General features: G+C 61.6%; 17 protein-coding genes, 1 tRNA gene, 1 pseudogene and 1 riboswitch. Of the genes and pseudogenes, 12 read left to right on the top strand and 7 right to left on the bottom strand.

What is annotated here, in order from left to right:
• Nucleotides 1–107: 107 nt before the first annotated feature.
• Together Pla111_RS01700 and Pla111_RS01705 are read right to left on the bottom strand one after the other, a co-directional pair.
• Nucleotides 108–287 carry a Flp family type IVb pilin gene (locus Pla111_RS01700; protein WP_146570750.1) on the bottom strand — a complete coding sequence of 60 codons (180 nt, stop codon included), beginning with the start codon at nt 285–287 and terminating at the stop codon, nt 108–110.
• 471 nt (nt 288–758) lie between these two features.
• A complete protein-coding gene (locus tag Pla111_RS01705; RefSeq protein ID WP_146570752.1) occupies nt 759–950 on the bottom strand; it encodes a Flp family type IVb pilin in 192 nt (63 codons plus the stop codon).
• Nucleotides 951–1197: 247 nt separating this feature from the next.
• A riboswitch (cyclic di-GMP riboswitch) is annotated at nt 1198–1279 on the bottom strand.
• Between the two features lie 329 nt (nt 1280–1608).
• Between Pla111_RS01705 and Pla111_RS01710 the strand changes: the two genes are divergently transcribed.
• The gene (locus tag Pla111_RS01710) at nt 1609–2499 is read left to right on the top strand and encodes a hypothetical protein (protein WP_146570754.1); all 891 of its coding nucleotides are present in this window, start codon (nt 1609–1611) and stop codon (nt 2497–2499) included.
• Nucleotides 2496–3506: a DUF362 domain-containing protein gene (locus Pla111_RS01715; protein WP_146570757.1), complete on the top strand. Its 1011-nt coding sequence runs from the start codon at nt 2496–2498 to the stop codon at nt 3504–3506. Before Pla111_RS01710 ends, Pla111_RS01715 begins: the two co-directional genes overlap by 4 nt.
• 26 nt (nt 3507–3532) lie before the next feature.
• Here Pla111_RS01715 and Pla111_RS01720 read toward each other — a convergent pair whose 3' ends face one another.
• Complete coding sequence (locus Pla111_RS01720; RefSeq protein WP_146570758.1) at nt 3533–3832, bottom strand: hypothetical protein; 300 nt, start codon at nt 3830–3832, stop codon at nt 3533–3535.
• A 13-nt stretch (nt 3833–3845) separates the two neighbouring features.
• Entirely contained in the window at nt 3846–4532 is a 687-nt protein-coding gene (locus tag Pla111_RS01725) for a hypothetical protein (RefSeq protein ID WP_146570760.1), read from the bottom strand.
• A gap of 190 nt (nt 4533–4722) precedes the next feature.
• On the opposite strand from Pla111_RS01725, the gene Pla111_RS01730 reads away from it, so the two are divergent.
• A complete protein-coding gene (locus Pla111_RS01730; RefSeq protein ID WP_146570762.1) occupies nt 4723–6219 on the top strand; it encodes a PQQ-dependent sugar dehydrogenase in 1497 nt (498 codons plus the stop codon).
• 32 nt (nt 6220–6251) lie between these two features.
• Here Pla111_RS01730 and Pla111_RS17360 read toward each other — a convergent pair.
• Nucleotides 6252–7265 (bottom strand): annotated as a pseudogene (locus Pla111_RS17360) (lysylphosphatidylglycerol synthase transmembrane domain-containing protein); the annotation flags it as partial.
• A gap of 84 nt (nt 7266–7349) precedes the next feature.
• Here Pla111_RS17360 and Pla111_RS01740 point away from each other — a divergent pair.
• Nucleotides 7350–7422 (top strand) — tRNA-Ala (locus Pla111_RS01740).
• A gap of 151 nt (nt 7423–7573) precedes the next feature.
• Here Pla111_RS01740 and Pla111_RS01745 read toward each other — a convergent pair.
• A complete protein-coding gene (locus Pla111_RS01745) occupies nt 7574–9415 on the bottom strand; it encodes an alkaline phosphatase D family protein (RefSeq protein ID WP_146570765.1) in 1842 nt (613 codons plus the stop codon).
• 448 nt (nt 9416–9863) lie between these two features.
• Here Pla111_RS01745 and Pla111_RS01750 point away from each other — a divergent pair, with 448 nt between their 5' ends.
• The 4 genes from Pla111_RS01750 to Pla111_RS01765 all read left to right on the top strand — a co-directional run bounded on the left by Pla111_RS01750 (nt 9864) and on the right by Pla111_RS01765 (nt 15331).
• On the top strand, nt 9864–10847 hold the full coding sequence (locus Pla111_RS01750; RefSeq protein WP_146570767.1) for a DUF1559 domain-containing protein: 984 nt from the start codon (nt 9864–9866) through the stop codon (nt 10845–10847).
• Nucleotides 10848–10863: 16 nt separating this feature from the next.
• On the top strand, nt 10864–11328 hold the full coding sequence (locus tag Pla111_RS01755) for a carboxypeptidase-like regulatory domain-containing protein (RefSeq protein ID WP_146570769.1): 465 nt from the start codon (nt 10864–10866) through the stop codon (nt 11326–11328).
• Nucleotides 11329–11688: 360 nt separating this feature from the next.
• A complete protein-coding gene (locus Pla111_RS01760) occupies nt 11689–13503 on the top strand; it encodes a PEP-CTERM sorting domain-containing protein (RefSeq protein ID WP_197524665.1) in 1815 nt (604 codons plus the stop codon).
• Between the two features lie 535 nt (nt 13504–14038).
• Nucleotides 14039–15331 (top strand): MFS transporter, encoded by a 1293-nt coding sequence (locus Pla111_RS01765; RefSeq protein WP_231930560.1) that lies wholly within the window; start codon nt 14039–14041, stop codon nt 15329–15331.
• An 87-nt stretch (nt 15332–15418) separates the two neighbouring features.
• Here the strand turns inward: Pla111_RS01765 and Pla111_RS01770 are convergent, their stop codons facing one another.
• A complete protein-coding gene (locus tag Pla111_RS01770; RefSeq protein ID WP_146570775.1) occupies nt 15419–16960 on the bottom strand; it encodes a YifB family Mg chelatase-like AAA ATPase in 1542 nt (513 codons plus the stop codon).
• 492 nt (nt 16961–17452) lie between these two features.
• Here Pla111_RS01770 and Pla111_RS01775 point away from each other — a divergent pair, with 492 nt between their 5' ends.
• The 4 genes from Pla111_RS01775 (at nt 17453) to Pla111_RS01790 (ending at nt 22573) form a co-directional block, all read left to right on the top strand.
• Nucleotides 17453–18016, top strand: coding sequence for a sigma-70 family RNA polymerase sigma factor (locus Pla111_RS01775; RefSeq protein WP_197524666.1), 564 nt, complete (start codon nt 17453–17455; stop codon nt 18014–18016).
• Complete coding sequence (locus Pla111_RS01780) at nt 18016–20058, top strand: hypothetical protein (protein WP_146570779.1); 2043 nt, start codon at nt 18016–18018, stop codon at nt 20056–20058. Before Pla111_RS01775 ends, Pla111_RS01780 begins: the two co-directional genes overlap by 1 nt.
• A gap of 202 nt (nt 20059–20260) precedes the next feature.
• A complete protein-coding gene (locus Pla111_RS01785; RefSeq protein ID WP_146570781.1) occupies nt 20261–21217 on the top strand; it encodes a PEP-CTERM sorting domain-containing protein in 957 nt (318 codons plus the stop codon).
• A gap of 285 nt (nt 21218–21502) precedes the next feature.
• Nucleotides 21503–22573 (top strand): DUF1559 domain-containing protein, encoded by a 1071-nt coding sequence (locus tag Pla111_RS01790; protein WP_146570783.1) that lies wholly within the window; start codon nt 21503–21505, stop codon nt 22571–22573.
• Nucleotides 22574–23109 lie beyond the last annotated feature (536 nt).

Raw genomic sequence — 23109 nt, forward strand, 5'->3', positions numbered from 1 at the left:
GGTCGCCACCTAAAACAACGACCGGCGTCCGCGGAGCGAACGCCGGTCGGTCGGGTTAAGTATCGCCAGCCCCCGATCGCACGAGGATCAGGCGAGGCCCCTTCGTATCAGCTGCCGCCGAGTTGGCCGGCAACCGTGGTGAACGTAGCGGTGGCGTTGGTCCCGATCGAGCGGATCGCTGTCAAGCAGACGATCACGATCAGGGCCAGCATGACGGCGTACTCGACAGCCGTGGGGCCATCTTCCGACGCGAGGAATCGTTGCACCTTCTGAGCGAAATTCTTCATGGTTTCACGGGGCTTGCTGCGGCAGCCCTTGATTGAGTGACGGGGCGATACCGCCCTTTTTTGGGGAAAACCTTCGATTTGTTTCTTGAAGACCGTTGAGGCAGCCCGGCGGAAACTAACGTTGAAGGCCAACAAACAACCTTGTTGGAAAGTCGTTTTGCCAATCGTTCGTGAGACGGCAATCGATCTGAAGGTCGACTGTGGCACACGCTCAGTTGATCAGCACGCAACCGTAGCATCGGGCTTGTGGCGGAGGCTTGAGACATTGCTAGCGATTCACAGCAAGCCATGGAGGGGGCCGTGCTGCAGGTCGGATAATCGTCAGCACCAATCGGTGGTTTGTGGCGCACTAGCAGGCAGTTTTCGCCCTACACAAAGACCCGACCGGCGTCCGCAATGCGGGCGCCGGTCGGGCGGGCAAGAGGCGGTAATCACTAGCAAAGCGTGGTCACCGCGGCTAAGTCGAGTGGATCAGCTACCACCGCCACCGCCGGACAACTGACCGGCAACCGTGGTGAACGTAGCGGTGGCGTTGGTCCCGATCGAGCGGATCGCTGTCAAGCAGACGATCACGATCAGGGCCAGCATGACGGCGTACTCGACAGCCGTGGGGCCATCTTCCGACGCGAGGAATCGTTGCACCTTCTGAGCGAAATTCTTCATGGCTTCCTCCGTAGTGGGCATTACCGGATACACCGGGGTTAGCCCTGCTAGTGACGGGGGCTTCGGCGCCCCTCGATGATTGGCTTTCTCGCGACCCCCGAGATTGCTCCCGGGGCGAGCCCGCTGATTGTCGCGATCGGGCCTGTAAGTAACGGGAACTGCGTATCACCAGGTGAGGCGATTCCCTTCGTCCGGACGGCGCTGAAGTCTCGCTTGTAGGCGGGGTTCAGCTTGGTTCGGCGAGTCCTGTGGCAGCCGGTCTTCCCACCAAACAAAGGTGGGCTTTGGCTTTGCGCCCCAGTCTTGCGACTGGTTTGCCTTTCTCGTGGACGATTACGCAGCGGGCTCTTAGTTTGATGAACCGCGGGGGCGAAACTCGCCGGCGGATCGGAGCAAGTGGTGGGAGATGAGGAAGGAGATGAGGTGGGAGGCTGGCGAGGCGATTCGTTCGCCGCCGCTGCCGTCACTGGAAACCTATGTCACATTTGGCCGGGGTCAAATAAACTTTAGAAAATATTCTTAAGCCGCTCTGACCGACTTCTCCCGCGGCGACGGCACCCGGACGGCACACTTTTTTAGCTGTCGAAGAAACGCTCTTCGCCGCGCAGCCCCGGTCGGTAAGACTAGTGCGCAACCTTCTTCCCTGTGGGCTTTCGCTGTGGCCTCGTCGATTTCTTCTTCGCCGCTCTCAATGTTGTCGGCAACGCTCAGCGCCGTCGCTGATCGGCTCGAAGCTCAACCGGTAGGCGGCTACGGGATTTCCGACGTTATTGCGGCGGAGCCCGTTGCTTGGGCGGCGATGGCGCTCGCGGGCACCGGGAGAGACGCCGCTGCCCGCACCGCTGCCGAGTGGCTTGCCAAGGCGCAACAGTCCGATGGTTCGGTGGGCGTTACCGCCGAAGAGCAACGCCCTGCCTGGACCACCGCCCCGGCCGTGCTCGCCTGGTTGGCCGTCGATCCGAGCGGTTATGCCGATCGTATCGATCGGGCCTTTGCATGGGCCTTAGAGCAAAAGCCGTGGACGGCACCTCGCACGCGCATCTTTGGCCACGACACGGAATTGGCCGGCTGGTCATGGGCGGCTGACACGCACTCGTGGCTTGAGCCAACCGCGTTCTTTGTAAAGGCATTTGTGGCGGCGGGCCGCACCGAGCCGCCGCGCGTTCAAGAGGCCATCCGCTTGCTGGTCGATCGTTTACTGCCCCGCGGCGGTGCCAATTACGGCAACACGGTCGTCTTGGGGCAAGAACTGCTACAGCATGTGCAGTCGAGCGGAATCGTTGCCTGGGTTCTGGCGGATACGCCGTCAGCCAACCATCTGACAGCCACTCTTGACTACCTCGAAGCCGCGATCGAGGAGCCGACCGGTGTCGCTTCGCTGGCTTACGCCGCGTTGGGGCTTAGTGCGGCGGGACGCTTCAGCGAGCGGCTCGCTGAAGCGCTGATCGCCGCCGCGCCGCGTGTGGAAACCTGTGCAGGCAGCTACAAGCCAGCGTTGTACGCCAGCGCTTGTCAGGCCGTGCTCCGTGCCGAGGCAAATCATTCATGAGCCACACGCCAAGAATCAGCCGACGAACCGCTCTGGCGGTAGGCGGCCTTGCCGCTGCGGGACTGTTGGCACCGGCGGCCACCGGACTATTCCGGCGTCGCCAGGCCAGCGTCTTTATCGCCAAAAACCAGCGGTACGATGGCGACCTCGTCACCACAATCCGCGCGGGGCTTGTCGCCGCGGGCATCGACAACCGCAACCTTGTTGGCAAACGCGTGTTGCTCAAGCCCAACCTGGTTGAGCCGACGCGTATAATACCGCACATGACGACGCATCCGGCGGTTGTCATCGCCGCGGCAGAGGTGTTTCGCGGCTGGGGCGCGTTGGTGACGGTTGGCGAGGGGCCCGGCCACGTGCGTGACACCGAAGTGGCGCTGATCGAGTCGGGCGTTGGCGAGGCACTTGCCGAGGCGGGACTCGATTTTGCCGACCTTAACTACCAGCGAACCGCGTTCCGGCGCAATCGCGGCCGATTCAGCAAACTCAAAGGACTCCACCTGCCCGAGAGTGTGGTCGAAGCCGATTTGGTGGTGTCGTTGCCGAAGATGAAAACCCACCACTGGGTGGGAGCGACCCTCAGCATGAAGAACCTCTACGGTGTGATCCCGGGCATCAAGTACGGGTGGCCGAAGAACGTGCTGCACCACAACGGGATCCCTCAGACCGTGGCCGATATCAACGCCACCCTGCCGCGTCTGGTGGGGATCGTCGATGGCATCGAGTGCATGGAGGGAGACGGCCCGATTCTTGGTAGCCCAAAGCCGATGGGGCTGATCGCCGTAGGAACGAGCCTGCCTGCTCTCGATGCGACGTTGGCCCGTGTGATGGGACTCGATCCTCAGCGGATGGAGTACCTGGCTTTGGCGTCGCAGCGAATTGGTCCGATCGCCGATGAGCGGATCGCCCAGCACGGCGAAAACTGGCGCGAGCTGGTGAATCCCTTTGCCGTGCTCGATGAGCCGCACTTGCAGCGGTTGCGGGCGTTGGGGGGCGAGCGGGTAACCTGATCGTCGGGCTACGGGGCAAGACTAAGCTAACGCTGCGGCTCGCGTGCGGGGCTTTCGACGAGCGTCGGCAGGTGTTTGACCAGCCACGGCGTTGCCGCAACCGCTTCACGCGTTGCCCATGTGGCACCCGCGGTCCACAGATCGGCCGAGCAACCGGGGCAGGGCATCGTTTCTTGGCCGTACGAACCCGGCCTGGTCGGGTCATCGGTGCGCCAAGCCACGTCGCACTCGTCGCATAATACCACCACGCGCCGACAGACGCCGCACTGGCGTAGTCCGAGCGGGCCGGCTGCACAGACGGGGCAGATTCCGATCGAGAGCATCACGGGCCGGAACTCGTTAGGGTCGGAGGGGAAACGCCGTGATGACACGATCGCCGTCGATCACCAGCTTAAGATATTGCGCCGAAGGATGGCCCTTCCGCGCTCCGGACTCGCCACCGATGTAGCCGATCCGGCGGCGCAGATTAACCGTGTAAATGGTGCGGCCTTCTTCTCGCTGGGTTGTTGTCTGTTTACCTGCCAGAGCTAGCCCATAGGCTTCGTCGATCAGACGCACGACTTCGGCCGGGTCGTTTGTATCGAACACCCCGTGTTGGCCGACGCGGTCGGGCTCATCCAGCGTGTGAGCCATGACGTGCGCTAGGCGATGGCCCTGCTGGCTGCCGCGCGTGTACCGCAATCCGCCGGAGGACTCGTAGACTCCCCGGCCCCGATCGGTAAGAACGGTTGGCAGGTCGGCCGGATCGACGGCGGCAGGAACTCCGGTCGGGGAACCGGCTCCCGACCGCGGGGTCCGTTCGGGAGCGGGGCGCGATTGCGGCGCGGGCTTATCGGCAGGTTGATCGATCGCGGGCAGCGAGGGCAGCGATATGCCCAGGGTCTGCTTCGCGAGCGGCTGCAGCACCAGCACATAGAGCACTGCCGCCAAGCACAGCCCGATCGTAGCTCGTAGCGAAAGCCGCCCACGCGTGAGCGTGAGGATGCCCACGGCAAGCCGTGCTAGCTGTTGTTGTGGGTTTGCCATGGGATGAAAAACGTGTGCCAATTAGGCGTAAAACGAGTCGCCAAGCGCTCTCTCGGCGGGGGGGAATGTTTGACAGCGGGCTCCACGGCACTCTAGCTTGAACGACTGAAGCGGCTGTGTCGACGCCTAGTCGGCAGCGGAACCGTCCCCGCTAGCGAACTCCAGCACCGATGCACAAGGCCCCCCACTGATGATGGCAAACACGCGTGTTCCCCAGATTCTAGGCGCGCTGGCCTCCGGCCTTGTGGTGCTCATAACCGCCGCTGTCTCGCAGGCAGAAATCACCGGGGTGACACGGATCGCCTCTCTACCCGGAACGGGTGCGCGGGCGGTCTACGCAACACACGCCCCCGGGCGGCCCAACGATCTGTTCGTTGTCGATCAACGCGGCTTGGTCCAGTTGCTGGACCTCACCACAGGCACCTATGCACCCCAACCGTTCCTCAACATCAGCGGCTTAGTTGACGACGCCGCTAACGAGCAAGGGCTGCTCGGGCTTGCCTTCGATCCTGACTACGAGACCAATGGTTACTTCTACGTGAACTACACACGCGATCCGGGGCCGGGACTCGATCGCACGCGGATCGATCGCTACCAAGCCGCCAGCCCGCTCACGGACTCGGTGGTCAGCGCGGTGACAAGAAACTCGGTGCTCGAGTTCGACCAAGATTTCGACAACCACAACGGCGGCTGGATCGGCTTCAGCCCGATCGACAACTACCTGTACATCGCGACGGGCGATGGCGGCTCGGGCAACGATCCTAACAACCGCGCTCAATCGCTCAACACGCGTTTGGGCAAGATGCTGCGGGTGGATGTTAGCGGCGATGACTTCCCCACCGATACCATCGAGAACTACGCCGTTCCTTCCGACAATCCGTTTGTGGGAGACGGCCTGCCGGGAACGCTCGACGAGATCTGGTCCTACGGCTTGCGCAACCCCTGGCGAGCCAGCTTTGACCGTCAGACAGGCGACCTCTGGATCGGCGACGTCGGCCAGGGTGCCCGCGAAGAGATTAACCGGCTGCCCGTGGGGGCCGGTGTTGCCAATTTCGGCTGGAGACTTCGCGAGGGAGATGTCCAAACGCCCGGCTCGGCCGGCGGGCCCATCCCGCCCAACTACGTTGCGCCGGTTTACGACTACTTGTCGAACGGTTCGGGTTTGTTCGGCGGAAACTCCACCGTTGGCGGCTACGTGTATCGTGGGCCCGATCCTGAGGTGCAGGGGCGCTACTTCTTTGGCGATTCGTTTCCTGCCCAGCTCTGGACGTTCGACCCGGCCAACCCCGACTCAACCGTGCAGAATGTCGAGGCGACGCTCGGCGGAGGCGTCATTAGCACGCCCGTTTCGTTTGCCGAAGACGCCATCGGCAATCTCTACATCCTCGATCTCGGTGGGTCCATCTACCGGATCGATACCGACGCCTTGCGGACCGGCGACTACAACGGCGATGGGGCGATCGACGAACAGGACTACGCGTTTTGGGCGGCCAGCTTCGGCAGCACCACCGACCTGGGAGCGGACGGCAACGGCGATCTTGTGATCGATCTGGCGGACTATACCGTCTGGCGTGATGCGGCCGGCGTCGCGATCGGTTCGGCGGTTCCTGAACCCTCAACAGCGGTGGTCTTGTTGTCTTCGCTGATCGCGCTGGCGGCGCGGTCGCGGGTTCCGCTGGCTAGATAATAGACGACCGCCACCGCACCCACGCCGAGCATCAGCAGACGGTGGGCAAACGCCACCAACGATCCGTGGCCGGCCGGTACGGCTTTGCCCAGGGACTGATAGAGCAGATCTACGGTCGCTTCAACGGTTCCAAGTCCACTCGGCGAGATCGGCAAGGCTCCCGCGATCAATCCCAGGGGCACGATTACGAAGTGCTCAGCCAAGCCGGGGGAGTCCAGCGGCAGCGACTTGGCGATCGTATAGAACGACAACACAAAGGCGGCGTCGGTCATCAGCCCGACACCCAGCGCCGCCATCAGCCGAAGTCGGCCATGCCGATACGCGTCGATCAGCAAGGCGGCTTGGCCGAGCAGACGACCGATACGTGGAATCCGGCGTACCCATGACGCCAACCGCCACAACGGCCGCCCCGGAGCAATCGCGAGAGCAAAGCACAGGATCGCCACAACCGTGATGGCAAGGGAAGCGTGTGCCATAGCGCGAAGAGCGAGCGGTCGATCGCCCGTGAACACGCCCCCTGCCAGAATGCCTGCGGAAGCAAACAGCAGCAGTGCGAGTAGCCCCATCGCGCGATCCACCACCACCGTGCTGACAGCCAGCGCCCGCTGGCCGCGTCGCCGATGGGCCAGCAACGCGGCTTTGACCACATCGCCGCCGATGTTGCCCAAGGCGACAAAGTTCGTTGCAAAGCCCGCGGCACCCAATCGAAAAGCTTCGGAAACCGACATTTCCAGGCCCGCGGCACCGGCGATCAGACGCCATCGCAAAAAACTCAGTCCGACCGATCCGATCAGCAGACCTGCGGCACCGGCGATCCCTGCCCCGCTTTTTTGGCCGCGAGTGAGATCCGCCAGCGCTTCGTGGCTCGCGGCTTGCCACAGCAGCAGTAAAAGAATCGTCAGGCCGATCAGCAGCTGAACGGCGGGAATCCAGAGACGCCCTCGGCCGGCGATTTCGGGCGACGGCTTCACAAAAATGGGGCGGAGCGGGGGCGGCAGGGCGGGGGCGGCGTTGACAGGCCGTCGGAGGGCTGGTAACTCTAGCATGCTCAGCTACACAGCACGACGCAATCGTCGCTGCCGTTAGCGCGCTCGATTCCGCCCAAATCGACAGGGTCGGAGCCGGCACACGGGGGATTAGCTCAGTTGGGAGAGCGTCTGGCTGGCAGCCAGAAGGTCAGCGGTTCGAGCCCGCTATCCTCCACTTGCTTCCGCGGCCGTGCGGCCTGCGGATCCGTGTCGTCTTGATCCGTGTCGTCTTGATCCGTGCCGTCTTGAGGCACCTGTTCCGCTGCTCATGCACCGAGGTAACCACCGTTCGCATTCGGTGCTTACGGCTGAGAGTTCTCCGGCGGCTAGAACGCAAAGGGGATCGGCTCAGCAGGGCTGCTGACTGACGCTGGCGTTAGTCCTTGAGCCGATCGCATGCGGTCGGGCTGTTCCCCGACGCGCACGGTGTAGACGTCTTGTGCGAAGACCGGCGGACGGAATGCTTGCCCCTTCATGCGGCGCGTGTAAACGATCTCGCCGGTTCGCTCTGAGACAACCTGCACAACCGCGTCGGTCATCCCCGTAACGCGCAACTCGGGAAGCCACGCGATGGGTTTGCGCGCGTCATTGTCGTACTGGCCGATCGTGATCGGCCAACCGTCGTGCTGGCGTGCTTGAGGATCGGTAACATCTGCCAGTCGCGGCCAGCATTCCATGGTGATTTGGCGCGTCGTTTTATCGAAGCGCACGACACCAAAACCGTCAGCTCCACGCAGCGGCGCGTTGGCATCAACAACGTACTTGTAGTTAGGAATGCCGAACTCGGGGTTTGCATAGGCATGGACCGTCATGCGATTGCCAAAGCCGTCGTAGTAGCTGCCGGCGAAGGGCAGGCCGCCCGCGAGCTTGATCTGAGGATCAACGTTGGGTCGCCAGACACGCGGGAAGTAGTTGACGATCGCGGGTGTCGCAAACGAGTAGGCGGCATCTCCCCAGTCGGTGATGCCATGGTGGATGACGTTGGCAAGGTGGAGGTCGCCGCACACGTGGAAGGCGGCCCCCTTGCGCATGGCCGCCAGCGCACGATCCCGGCCGGTACGTGGCCAGCCGTTGGTGTCCGTATCGGTTGACGGAGCGGTTCGTCCGTCGATCGTGCCGTTGGTGTGGGGGCATGCAAAAACAGTTTGCGAGAGCACACACTTCATGGCGGCATCACGCCAGTCGGCCGACCAGTTATCGAGGAAATCGAGCTGGCGTTGGCCGAGAAGCTCCGCTGAAGGAGGGTCCCACAGCTCAGCCTGCTCGAGACGCATGCGGTTGCGAATCCCGCGCGGCAAGACTTCGTCCGGCCCGGACTTGAACTTGCGGTCCTCAAGGATCGCGAAGTCGATCCCGCCAACGTTCAGCCGGGTGTAGTACACGCCAATCCCCTGCTTAATGGGGGTCGCGTCGTACGGGTCAGGCAGATGGCTGGTCTGAGCCCACTCGACTTCTTTGACGTGCGCGGCTGGCATGACATAGCCGCCGCTTCGTTCGTGCTTAGTGGGTCGGCCACCGGCACCCCACAGGTTCCCTTGGCCCACGTCGTGGTCATCGGTGATCACAACCGTCGGACGGTCGCGGGTGACATCGCCAAACTGTTCACCGAAGCGGAGCCAGTCGCTCAGGTGATCGCGGTGCGTATAGACTTGGTCGCCGGCGAAGAACAATAGGTCGGCGTCGATCGCTTTGACGTTGCGGATAAGGTCCGGCTTCAGACGCGTGTCGGCGTTTGAGTTGCACGAGAAGGCGGCGACCACGATCTCGTTCTTGTCATGCCGATTACCTCGGATCTTACCGGCGTAAACCTCGGCCCCGTCGAGGCACACCACGCGAAAGGGGATGTCGATTTCTTCGTTCCACCCGGGAACGCGAAAGTGTGCGGTCCAACTCTTCGCCCCTTGAGGAAAGCTATAAGCCTTTTCCCTTACCTGTGCGGTGGCCAATCGCGTCCAGTTGCTCGCTTGTTGGGTTTCCAGGGCGACAACCCGGCTGTCGCTATCCCCAAGCGGGTACAGTTGCGCTGTGAGCTTCAGAACGCTGTCTTGAACGGTGTAGAGGACGAAGCACACGCCTTGCTTGCGATCGGGCGGTTGCGCGGCGGCATCCTGCAGGCAGCAGCACGCGAGCACGAACAAGGGGGTAGCAAGCAGAGCGCGGTGATTCATGCGGTGATACCGATTGCAAGAGAAACGCTTCGGTGCGTTGGCTTCTTGGAGAAGGGCCACGACATTTTGCCGATCTGCTCGTGAGGGCCGACGATGGTTAGACAGAGTCAGTCTAACGCTGAAGCTCTCGCCGCGACCGGACTTTATGACAGCCTCAGGGCGATTGAATCGTGTCTTCGCTCAGGAAGGTTTTTTCCAGATATTTTGCGTGTGAATCGCGAAGCATCTCAAATCCAAAGAAGAGAAGCGGCTTTGCGTCGTTAATGGAGTCGTGCTGTGGTTTTTTCGGTGTACTTCTGCCGTTAGTGCCGCTATCAAAGCATCAGCTGACAAGCCGCGCTAGCGCGGCTTAGCCCAGCCAGCGGATCCCCCCGTTGCCTTATCACTGCTTGGGTAATCTCCCGGCAAGCTTGTCTTTTACGGTCTTCCAGCCCATGGCGGCATCAGCATGAAAGCTGCGGACTCATTCGACCAACCTGCGAAGCGTTACCGCGAACAGGGATTCACTCTGGTCGAACTCTTGGTCGTTATCGCGATCATCGGCGTCTTAGTCGCCCTTCTGCTGCCCGCCGTCCAAGCGGCCCGCGAAGCATCGCGACGGACATCGTGTACGAACAAGCTGAGACAAGTCACCCTGGCTACGATCAACTACGAGTCGGCCCGCGGTGGGCTCCCACCGGGCGCAATCTTCGACTCGAAAGAAGGCATTCAATTCCGCACAGGCGTGCTCGCCTGGATCCTGCCTTACGCGGAAGACACCAGCCTGCACGACCTGATTGACTTCAACCAGCCGACGGACAATCAACGGCTGGCCGGCGGAGAGTACCTCGCATCGTATCCGGTCAGCATGTATGTCTGCCCGAGCGACGCCGACGAACCGGTTGTCGAAATCGGTGGTATCCCGCGCGCCATGACCAGCTACGCCGCCTCCAACGGCTCGGGTCGGCGCGGGGACAGCTCGGGGTGTAGTTGCGCGTCGCAGCAGGTCATATGGAACAAGTACGCCCTGGGTCCCATCCCCTACTTGGCAGACCCCCGAGATTTCTCGGGCGTCTTCACGCGCTTCGCGGTGCAGACCGAGCTTCGTGAGATCACCGATGGGCTCTCGAACACGATATTCTTCGGCGAAGTCCGTCCGGGGTGCTCAAGCCACGTGCGTAAAGGGTGGCTGAACTCCAACAATGCCAATGGCTTGGTGAGCACCGTGATCCCGATCAACTACGATACTTGCCGAGAAGCGGGAACCGGCGGGGGCAGCAGCTGTGATAAATCGTGCACGTGGAACACAGCGCTCGGCTTTAAATCGCCTCACCCCGGCGGAGCCAACTTCTCGTTCGGAGACGGCAGCGTTCACTTCCTGCTCGACAGCATCGACCACTGGACCTATCAGTACCTGGGTGACAAGTCCGACGGTTATTCGGTCAGTTTGTAGCCAACGGATTTAGCGAATGCCTAATCGTCCCGTGCCCGGCCGCAACCATGGCGCGACGCTTATCGCCGGCTGCGCCTTGCTAGTCGGTTGCGCTGATCGAAACACCGCTTATGTTTCGGGCCTGATCACGGTTTCCGGTAAGCCGGTGAGCGACGCTGCCGTGATGTTCTTCGCTGAGTCCGGCGGACGTCCGTTCGTCGCGAACTCTGATGCCGACGGTCGTTACCACATGGTGATCAATCGTCCTGCTATGAAGGACCGCGAAACCTATCGGGTTGCTATCGCGGCGGTTGAGCGAGAATCGGCCGGGTCCTCCGAAACGGATTCACCAGTCGCCGAACTCCTTGCCGAGGCCGCGCCACAGACGCGTCCCCCCTCCTGGCGTACGCCGCCACGCTACGCCGACATCCAAACATCGGATTTAACGCTCACGGTCGAGAGAGCTTCGCAAAACACCGGAGATTTTGATCTCTGCGAGTAGCCCTCCGCGGCCAGGCTGACGCCTATTGGACGGTTTGCCGTCCCGGTCCAGACCCCACATAAGCTGCTCAAGCGAAGAAACGGGTTTTTTTGGGATATTTTGCGTGCGAATCGCAGAGCACCGAAAATTCTAGTGCAGGACATCGCCCGTCGCCCGAATTATTCGTCTCTCGGTTTGTGGTGCGGCCTCGTCACTTATCCCTTACCGCGGCTGCTTCGCATGGGCTGAGCTGCGCGCCCAGCACGCCACGAAGTTTTCGGCCTGCAACTTATCAACAACCGCACCACTCGCGTCCCTCACCAATCGAACGCTTGGATTTTGGCCAGCGTTCGGATGACGACTCCTCTTAGGAACTTCCTGATGACAACTTCCCGCTCTACCTTTCTGCTAGCAACGGCCCTTGCCGTGGTGCTGTCCCTTGCGAGCGACGCCCGTGCGCAGATGACAACGACCATCGTCGGAGGATCACTACGCAACGGCGACTTCAACGCCGATACCTCAACGATCGATCAGCGAAGTCACGACGAAACGCCCGAGTGGATCAACATCGGCACGTCGGGTGTGCAAACAGGCGTCGCCACGCGCACCAATCTGGGCTTTGACGGTAGCCGGAACGGGCAGATCACCGACTCTCCTAGCAGCATTTTCGGTCTGGATACCGGCTACAATATCGTCAGCGGAGACGTCTACAACATCAGCTACCAGTGGCGGGATGCTTTCAACTGGAGCGACGTTTTTGACAACGTCAGCGTTTCTCTCTTTACAACAGCCGACAACCTGATCGGCGGTGCCAAGAACACATTGGCTACCTCGCTCTCGGGGGCTTCCTCGATCAACAACGCGTACGAGTCGTTCGTGCAGAACAGCTTGTACTCGGCGGTGCCAAGCGATATTGGCAAGCGACTGTTTGTAGAGCTTGGCGGCTTGGACGGTAACGGTTCGACAGGTGGTTTCGCACGCGTCGACAACTTTATGCTGACCGAGGGCTTTATCCCGCCGCCGACGCCGGGCACGCCCGCGGCCCCCAGCCCCTTAACGGGCATCAACCTGTTCAGCGACACGTTCAATCGCCCCGATGCGGTGGATAGCGCCGACAGCGTGACAACGGGCATGTCTTCGGCCGTGTTTTCGCCCACCGTGGGGACGACCTACGCCGAATTCCGCGGCTCTTTCGGTACCGCAACCTCCGATATCAGTGGCAACAAGCTGCTGCTTGGCGTCGGATCGGGCGAGTCGATGGTTGGTATCGATCGCAACTTCATCGATCAAGCCATTATCGATGCGGGCGGGTTTGCGATCGAAGCGATCATCGACCCCTCGACGGGCGTAAACGGCCTAGCCGACAACCGCTTCTTAGCGATCGCGGTTGGGATGTCGCAGCAAAACGCCACAACCCAAACGATGCGCATCGGGAGCGAAGGTTCCAACGCTGACCGTCAGTACTTGGAGCAGGGAGCCTTCACCTTCACGATCGAGGATGACGGCCAGTACAACGCCTTCGACAGCTATGCCAAGGACAAGCAGGCGGCCTTCCCCGGGATATTTGTTGAGGTGAACAACGTTGGCGAGTTCGAGAACAACGGGCAAACGAATCATGACAAAGCGTCGGTGATCGACGACGGCCAGGGGCTCGGCCAGAACGACTTCTTGGCTCAGATCGGTGCCCAGATCGAGCAGGATGAGTACAAGGTTCGCCTCGAATTCGAGTTCGCGGACTTCAACGACGGCACGGATGTTGTCGTTACCGCGTTCATCCAAGACATCCAGATCGACCTCGACCCTTCGAATGGGATCGAGGCAAATCCGGGCGACCGCGATACCTACACCTTTAAGTGGGACGGCAACAACCAGAACTACATTGGGTTCGAAGGCCGTGCGGCACCGGCCTCGCTAGACTTCCTCATGATCGAGACTTTAGCAGCCCCGGTGTCGGGCGACTTTAACGGCGACGGCAAGGTGGACAATGGCGACCTCAACCTGCTGCTGGGCAGCTGGGGTGCGAACACCGTTCCCGCCGCATGGGTGAACGGCTTCTCGGCCCCGGTCGATAACGCGGAACTCAATGCTCTGCTGGGCAACTGGGGCTTCGGCACCGCGGTCGCCGTCCCTGAGCCGACCAGCGTATTGATTCTGCTGGGCACCTTGATGGCGACTAGCTTCCGTCGACGAGGTTGATTCGAACCGACCCCGACCCCCGCTCGCACGGCTCAGGCGAGCGGGGGAGTCGGGGCGGATTGTCAGTTCTCCTACGCCCTAACTTGCGAGGATTCGTGTCTCTCTGACGACAGTGAAATCAAGTAACCTAGATTTTTAGACGGTCGGTGATCGCAAGGTCGCCTTCTTATTGGCCGGTCTCTTTGAGGCGAACAGAGCGATCCGCAGCCGACTTTTAAGGGAGCAGCTGCGTCGCGAGCTTCCCCCTTTATTGTCACCGGAGTCGATTGCGTTCCGAGGGGGCTTTCCGTACATTGAGCTCCAGCACGACATCTTTAGCTGCTGAGCTTGTTTAGCTGTCGAGCTTAGTTGTCGCCGATCGCGTCTTGTGTTAGCTGCTAAGCGCTGCGGCACAAGCAAGGCCGCTGTCGCACGCCTGATTCTCGAGTCATCCTCCGCCTTCGTGGCGGATTTTTTTTTGGTCCGCCCCCGGACTCGCTGAGCTTGTAGGTCGATGTCGCCGAAGTCGGAGCCTATCGCGAGCACGCCTCCCGCCATGGTCGCGCGTCTAGCGGTCATGATGTTTCTCGAAACATGGCCCTTGGGAGTGTGGATTGTCACGATCGGCACCTACATTGGTGCCCATACGGGATCCGCGGGTGATCGTCTGTTCGACGCCGGATTTATCGGCTACTGCGGCGCAGCAGCCGCGATCGGTGGAGCAATGTCACCCGCGTTGGCGGGCATGCTCTCGGATCGACTGTTCGCGGCGCAGCGCGTGCTGGTCGTGCTGCACCTGCTGGCCGGTATCGCTTTGGCGACAGTGGGCTATTCGGGCAGTCGCAGCCAAATCGGTCTTTTCTTTGCGACGCTGGTCTATTTCCAGCTCTACGCCCCGACGGTCACGATGACCACGACCATCGCCATGCGAAATGTGCGGGACGTGGATCGTGACTATCCCCCTGTGCGTGTCGCGGGGACGCTTGCCTGGGTCGCCGCGGGGTGGTTCGTGGGTTTGGGGTGGCCAGCGCTTTTCGGAAGCTCAATCGAAGCGACGCTCGTGCCGGTCTGGATCGGTGTGGTCGGTCACGGAGTGATGGCCGCCTACAGCCTGACGCTGCCCGATACGCCGCCAGCTCGGACGGTGGGGCTGTTGAGGACGCTCACCGGAGGCAGTGAACTCTGGAGCAATCGGGCCTTTGTCACTTTCCTCGCAATCTCTGTGCTCGCCTGTGTTCCCCCCCAGGCCTACGATCGCTACGCGAATCTGTTCCTCAACAACCTGGGATACGAACACGCCGCTGCCAAGCTCACGATCGGGCAGGTGACCGAGGTCTTCTGCCTGTTCGCGATGCCGATGCTACTCAGACGCTTTGGTCTGCGCGTGGTATTCATGGCGGGTGTGCTGACCTGGACGCTGCGGTTCTTTCTGTTGGCGGCGGGGGCCGCGTGGGGTACCACCGCCGCGATCTATCTGGCGATCTTCGTACACGGTCCCTGCTACGCGTTCGTTTACGTTACCGGGCAGCTCTATATCGATCGGCTCGCGACACGCGATAACCGGGGTGCCGCTCAAGGCCTGCATGCCGTTGCGACGACGGGCATGGGGCACCTCATCGGCTCGGCGGTTGTCGGCGGCTTGCAGCACGTTTATCTGACGCCTCCCGGTGTTGATCCGGCTCCGTATCGCTGGGAGTACTTCTGGCTTGCGCCGGGGTTGATCAGCCTGGTTGCTGCGGGGTTGTTCTGGGCCTTGTTCCGTGAAGATCGGCCAGCCGCAACCGTCCAGGTGCATGCCGAAGACCTACCCCCTTCGCCCGCTGAGCAACTAATTGAACCGATGGAGTAAGGGGGCCGATAAACGCTCTGGGAATAAAGAATCCAACCATCGGCCCCTGGCCTTCGCGGATCTATCGAGACCTATCAACACGGCCTATCAGCGCCAAAGCTTGCGGTCGAGCAGCCGATAGTTCACCGCCTCGCTGACATGCTCGACTTGAATCTGATCCGCTTCGTCGAGGTCGGCAATTGTTCGCGCGACGCGGAGCACTTTGTCGTGAGCTCTGGCGGACAGCCCCAATTGTTCGACACTCGCCTTGAGCAGCCGTGCGCTCGGGTCGTCCAGCTCGCAGTACTCCCGTACCGCTCGTGAGGAGAGCTGCGAGTTGAGCAGCGGGCGGCCGCGTGGCGCGGTTCGTGCGGCTTGTCGGCGGCGGGCCCGTTCGACCTGTTCACGCATGGTGCGGCTGTCGGTTCCGACTTTCGTCGAACGAAGTTCGTCGTAATCGACCGCGGGAGCTTCGATATGCAGATCGATCCGATCCAGCAGCGGTCCGCTGATTTTTGCCATGTAGCGTTCGATCTGCACGGTGCCGCAGTGGCACTCGCGGCGCGGGTCGTTTCGGTAGCCACAGGGGCAAGGGTTGAGCGAAGCGATCAGCATGAAGTCGGCGGGAAACGTGGTCGTGGCGATCGCGCGACTGATGGTCACCTGGCCGTCTTCCAAGGGTTGCCGCAGGACTTCCAGGGTTTGGCGATTGAACTCGGGCAGTTCGTCGAGAAAGAGCACCCCGTGATGCGCGAGGCTGATCTCGCCGGGGGTGGGCGTCGAGCCGCCACCGACCAGGCCGGCATTGCTAATGGTGTGATGGGGAGCACGAAACGGGCGCGTGGCTAGCAGAGGCTGGTCGCCGCCGAGCCGACCCACAACGCTATAGATCCGCGTTGTCTGCACCGATTCGTCGGGTGATAGGGCCGGCAAGATCGTGGGTGCGCGTTTTGCCAGCATCGTTTTGCCACTGCCGGGGGGGCCGACCATGAGCAAATTGTGGGCTCCCGCCGCCGCGATCGTCATGGCCCGTTTGGCCATCTCTTGTCCCCGCACGTCGGCAAAGTCTACGTCGTAGGCACCGTGCTCGGCCACCAGGTCGGACACGACACACGGTTGGGGATCGATGTCCAGATCGCCGGCGAAGAAGGCTGCGGCCTCGGCAAGGCTATCGACCGCGATCACGTCCAGTCCCTCGACAACCGCCGCCTCGCGGGCGTTCTGCCGCGGCAAGACCAGGCCGCTCACCCCGGGTTGCTCGGCGGCGGCGATCGCCATGGACAAAGCCCCACGGATGGGCCTCGTTGCACCGTCGAGCGAGAGTTCTCCCACAACCGCATAGCGGTGCAGACGATCGCCACCGATCTGCCCACTGCCGGCGAGAACGCCGAGCCCGATTGGCAGGTCAAACGAGGCCGCCTGCTTGGGCAGCTCAGCAGGGGCCAGATTGATCACGATTCGATCGTGGGGACGGACAAAGCCGCTGTTGACGATCGCGCGTTCGACACGGTGAGTGGCTTCGCGGACCGCGGCCTCGGGCAGGCCAACGAGCACCGTTTTGGGGATCGCGCCCGGTGAGACATCGACCTCGGCAACGACCGGTGCGGCGTCGATTCCGAGCAGCGAGTAGGTGCTGATTCTGGCGAGCATGGGCATCTTCTCCGGATTGCGGGCTCTGCGGAGAAGTGGTTTAACGTACACGTGTACGTTAGTGCAACTACCTTTTGGGGGTTTTGATGATTGCCTTGCGGGTTGGCGTGTTTATTAGCGTGGCTGAGGACTCCGCAGACCGCGCTTGATTCGACCTAAAGCTTTGTATTGCCGTGGTTTGCGTCGAATTCGTTATGATTCACGGCATTTCGCGTCGCATTAGTTCGCCAAATTTCTTGAGTTCTTGTGGCCAATCTTCGAAGTGCCGCGCCTTTTTTAGATTGAGATGCGTTGGTACGACGCTTTTACTGCGTTCTTTTCTCAGCATGTCGGATCCCGTGGGAGGCAGTTGGCCTCCTGCAATACCCCCTGATTGGGTGGTGTGGATCCTTTTGAGGGAAGCAAGGCAAGAGGGCGTTGCCCAGCCCCTTGCTTCGAGACTCTCCCGACGGACAACTTTGCTGACGGATATCGTCAAGGTTTTTGCCGAGCGTGATCGCTACGAACCGCCTGCCCCTCGATACGACGGACGACGACGAAAGCGGCCGCGCTGCTTTCGCGCGGGTGTTTGCGCAGCATGACCGTTGGCTGTACGCCTATCTGATGACCCTGCTGGGCAAACCGGCCCATGCGGAAGAGGTTTTTCAAGAGGTCTGCGTGGTGCTCTGGCGTGAGTACCGCAAGTTTGATCTGGAGACGAACTTCATGAAGTGGGCCAGCGTGGTGGCGCTCAACCAGGTGCGCAAGTTTCGCCGCAACCTGCGTCGCAACGAAGCTTGGCTCTCGGAGGGGTTGCTCGAGGTCTTGGCGGAAGAGGCGATCGACAACGCCGGGGTGCTTGAGACGCGTCGCCACGCGCTGCACGACTGCGTTAGCCGGCTTGCGGCCGACGATCGCGAGGTGGTCCGCGCCTGCTATGGCGACTCACGCACAACGATCAAAGAGGCGGCAGAGCGTTTAGGGCGCCCGGCCAACTCGCTCTACAAGGCCATGGCGCGGATTCGCCGAGCCCTGCACGACTGCATTACGCGCCGCTTACGCGCTGAAGGATACTGATGGCCGAAGCCCCGCTGAACAACGAGCTGCAGGGCCTGCTGGCCGATTGGTGTAACGCCACGATCGACGCCTGCGGTGCTGCACGTCTGGAACAGCTCTTGGCCTCGGATCCACAAGCCCGGCAATACTATCTCGAGTACGCTGCTGCTGAAGCCGAGCTATACGCTTTGCATACCAGCGCTCCGCTCGCGCGTCCGGTTGTTGCCGAGCAACGCGAAGACGCCTCCGCGGACAAGCGGTCTCAGCCCGCGATCGCCACGGTGGGCGGCGCTTTGGATCCGGCAGCCCGCTCAGCAGCAGTAGACCGCTCGGCGGCGCGTCGTGCGCTTTCGGTCGCGGAATTGTCCAGCGCCGGCCGGCCAACGCCGTCACGGGCTTGGTCAGCAAATATCCGTTCGGCCTTGGCCCTGGCCGCTTCGCTCGCGGTGGTGGCTGCTGGATCGAGCTGGTTGACGTGGCGTGCCATCTCCAGCGCGGATCAGTCGGCGGGCACCGTTTTGCCCGACTCGATGGCGGCGGACTCGATCACGGCGGATCGGTTGGCGGTGGCGGCTAAAGCCGTTACCGGAACGATCACCGGCACACGCAACTGCCGTTGGGGTTCTGAGCTGCTGGGCCGCGACGAGGCGGGCCTCGGTTACGGATCGGAGCTGCGCGTCGGCGATCGGCTCGACCTCGTGGCCGGCATCGCCGAGATCACTTTCAACGATGGCGCTCGCGCGGTGCTGGAAGGCCCCGCCGAGCTGATCATGCCGGCCGAGAACGATGCGGTGCTGCTCAGCGGGCGGCTTGCGGCGTTCCTCCCGCCGGGTAATCCGTCGCCCGGCATCCGCACCGGTCGGATGGGCGTGAGCCTGGCGTCGCTCGACGCCAAAGGCACGGGTCCCGAGTTCTGCTTGGCCGCCGACGCGGAGCGTGGCGACGAGGTACACGTCTTCCGGGGCGATCTGCAAGCCTTCTTGCTCGGCGGTGCCGGCGTGGCGTCGCGCAGCGTCCGCCTCGCTAAGCACGAAGCCGCTCGGGTTCGTCCGGCCTCGACGACCGTTGCCAAGTTCTTTGCCGACGAGGACAAGTTCGTGCGCTCGATCTCGTCCACCGGCGGCCCCCACGACGGGCTCTACGCCTACGACGGTTTTGATTACCCGCAAGGTCCGCTCGGTCAGCAGAACGGCGGCTTCGGTTGGGCGGGCCCCTGGGCCGACATCGAGGCGGCTTGCCCCCCCGGACAGATCGCGACGAACGTCGCCGAGATCGGCAGCCTCCGCATGCCGGGCCTGCCGATGATCGGCGGCCGAGCCGCCCAGGTTGCCCAGCAGAACCGGGTGCGCCGCGCGCTGAGCACCTCGCTCGGCGGCGTGTTCGACGCGGCCGGAATGGTTGAGAACCAAGACGGCCTACGCCTGGTGGGTGCCAACGGCAAAACGGTTTATCTGAGCTTCTTGCAGCGCGTCGATCTGCCGGGCGACGGCTTCTACGGTTTCGAGCTGCACCGGGGCGACGGCAACGGCAATCGGGTACTCTGCATCGGCTCGGGGGCCGATGGTGCCGGTTATGGCGTTACCAGCAACTACAACGCTTACGGAGCGGCCAACTACCCTCGCATGGGGGCTGAACGCGACGAGCCCAGCCTGTACGTGATTAAGATCGAGTTCGGGCCTCAGCACCGCGATGTGGTGACGGTCTTGCGCAACCCGGTATCGCTGCTCGACGAGCGCGGAGCCGAGGCGACGGCCCAACTGCGGGGCAACTTTGCCTTTGACCGCATCAGCTTCGGCAACTTCGATGGCAAGAAGTGTCACGAAGTGGACGAGGTCCGGGTGGGCACCACCTATCGGGCCGTTACGGGCCGCCGCGACCGGGGTGCCGATTGGCTGGTTCCTGAGATCGCCGGACCGATAAATCGCTCACAGCCGCTCGCCGAAAGCGACGGCAGAGACCATAATAACCTTGCGAGTGTTAGCGCCGTCCGGCCAGGATACGCAGACACTCGGCTGGCTGGGGTGCTCCCAAGCCGCCACCCCCTTTTCGCCACCGAGTTCTGATTCTCATCGACCACGCCGCGCGGCAGGATCGCCGCCGGCATTATGAAAATGCTTCGCTGTTGGCCCCGGGCGGAACCTCGGCCGAGGCGGCTTAACCGAACCCAAGCGATTGGTCCGCGCTGGCACAGGCCACCGCGGTTGATGCGGCAACCTGTTGATTTTTCTCCCCCTCCCTTTTGTCACTCCTTGGAGTACACGACTCATGAGAAGCCTTCTCACCCTAACCCTGACCCTGGCTGTGGCCGGTGTTGCTCAAGCGAGCATCACGGTCGATGGCACCGTGGACGCCTCGTACGGCGCTCCGCTGGCGGTGCAGACCGTCCAAACCCAGTTCGGTGACTCTTCCGGTAACGGCGCCGGCGGCGGCGAGCTCGACGCGGCTTACGCCAAAGTCTGGAACGATCGCCTGTACGTGATGATCACCGGCAACGTCGAAGCCAACTTCAACAAGCTGCACCTGTTTATCGACTCCAAGGCGGGTGGCGAGAACACCCTGTCGAGCGGCCCCGCTTACGACTTCGGCAACGTCAGCAGCAACTTCGGTGGCCTGACGTTCGACCAGGGCTTCGAGGCCGATTACCACGTTTTCGGTCGTTGGGGTGGCGGCAACTTTGAGGTCGACGTCGTCGATCGCGCCGGCGGCACGTGCGGTGCCGCTTGCGGTGGCGACTTCGGTGCCGGCGCTGTCGGTGGCGGTGCTTTCAGCGTGCTGGGCAACGGCACGGGCACCACGTCGTTCCTTAACGGTGCTGCTGAGGCGGCTCACGATGACAGCAACAGCGCTGGCGTTATGGGCGGCACCGGTGCCGCTGACCAGGTTGCGGCCGCCGCGGTCACCACGGGCTTCGAGTTCTCGATCGCCCTGGCCGACATCGGCAGCCCCTCGGTCGGTTCGCAGATCCTCATCCATGCCGCCTACGGCAACGGTGACAATAACTACCACTCCAACCAGGTCCTGGGCGGCCTCCCGGCCGGCACGGGCAACCTGGGTGGCGACGGTGCCGGTGTCTTCACCGGCAACCTGGGCGGTGTGGACTTCAACAACTTCGCCGGCTTGCAGTACTTCAGCGTGCCGGTGACCGCCGAGATCCCCGAGCCCGCTTCGCTGGTGCTCGTTGGTTTGGCGGCCGTTGCCGCGACCGCTCGTCGTCGCAGCTAAGGGCGGTTGTGAAGCGTTGAAACGATAGATTGATTAACGACGACCCAACAGCCTTGCCGCCGCTCCCTTGCTCACGGGGCGGCGGCCGGGCGGGTCGGATCCGCGGAGCGCGTGAGCAATCGACAAAGATTATTGGAGCACTGAGATCATCGGAGCAATTGGCCCTGAGCGCTGCGGACGAAGCGTAAGTCTTCCCCCCACCAGCGCCCGCAGCCAACGGCTTCGGCCCCCCGGCTGACCCCCTCACAACTTTTCCAAGCGACTCGTCAAGGAGCGATCATTCCCATGTCCCAGGTGCCTTTCTCTCGTCGGCCGCGCGGCTTCACGTTGGTGGAGTTGCTGGTGGTGATCGCCATTATTGGCATCTTGGTGGCGCTACTGTTGCCGGCGGTACAAGCCGCCCGCGAAGCGGCCAGGCGTTCACAGTGTGTGAACAATATGAAGAACGTGGGGCTGGCGTGCATTAACTACCACGACACGTACGGGAACTTCCCGATCAGTGTGTACCGCGCCAACGAAGAGCGGGATATCGCCAACAATTACATTGGACCCCCCGGTGGTTCGTTAGATCGCGCTTCAGGAGGCACGGGATACACCGGCGCCGGGTGGATTTCGCAAGTGCTGCCCTACTTAGAAGAGCAGGCGCTGTATGAACAGCTCAAGCCAGGCTTTGACGCCGGAAACTTTACTGCTGCCGGGCAGGGTAGAGGCATGGGGCTGCGCACTATACGTGAAGCGATGGGTCGCCAACTTAATGTTTTGACCTGTCCTTCGGATGAGTCGTCGCGTCCTAGCGAAGAGCAATGGTATTTCGTCGGCTCCCTAGTGGCGACGACTAGCTACAAAGGAAATATTGGTGATTCCATACTAGCTGAAGTCCCAGGCGACTTGATGGGGTACGACGGTTCTACAGCAGCTGCGTTTATTGACCCCAACTTTCACACGTACACTTCTGTAGGCTCTCCCAACTCGCACAATACCGTAGATTGCAACGGTGTACTCTTCCGTAACAGCTACTTCAGACCTGTATCTTACCGTAATGTCACGGACGGCAGTTCCAACACATTCCTAATAGGCGAGAACGTCGTCTCACAAGATTTTCACTCCGCAGCTTATTTCGCCGACGGTGATTGGGCGACATGCGGGATTCCTCTAAATAGATTCGACTACATATCTACGCCTGAAGAGTTGCAGGACGATCCAAATCCACACCGTGGGTTTAAGAGTTTACACCCGGGCGGCGCCAACTTCGCTAGATGCGATGGTTCAGTTAGCTTTGTTATTGAATCTGTTAGCACACCAATCTATCGCTCGCTCTCGACGCGGGCCGGCGAAGAAAATTTCGGCTCCGAGTGAAGAACGATTAGAATCCATAGCAAATAACCGATTGACAAGACATTAGTAACTATAGGGTGTCAATAGGAATGAGTTTTATTGCCACAAGACCTCGCACTATTGCAATTCTCTTGGTAGCGGCGCCTTTACTGCTAACAGGTTGCGGAGGGCCTTTCGACGCCACGTTGTCCGGAAAGGTGATGTTGGATGGTCAGCAGATAGCGGGGGGCAACATGATGTTCGAGCCACAGTCCGCCGAAGGGACTACTGCTTACGCAAAGATTACCTCAGCAGGTGAATATGTAGTTCAGACAGGCCGTGAGTTTGGGCTAAAGCCCGGTTCTTACAAAGTATCTGTAGTTTCCAGGGAGAAGCCTACCGAGCGCACAGGTCCCGATGGTGGTCCACCGCCCCCTGGGAAGCTGATAACACCGAAGTGGTATCAGACAACTAACACTTCTGATTTAGTAGTCGAAGTTGAGCCAGGACGAAATAAGAAAGATATCGAACTCACCTCCACCCCCCCCGACGGTTGGCAAGAGAAGCAGGCCGCTGGG

It is taken from the genome of Botrimarina hoheduenensis (assembly GCF_007859815.1).
GTDB lineage: Bacteria > Planctomycetota > Planctomycetia > Pirellulales > Lacipirellulaceae > Botrimarina > Botrimarina hoheduenensis.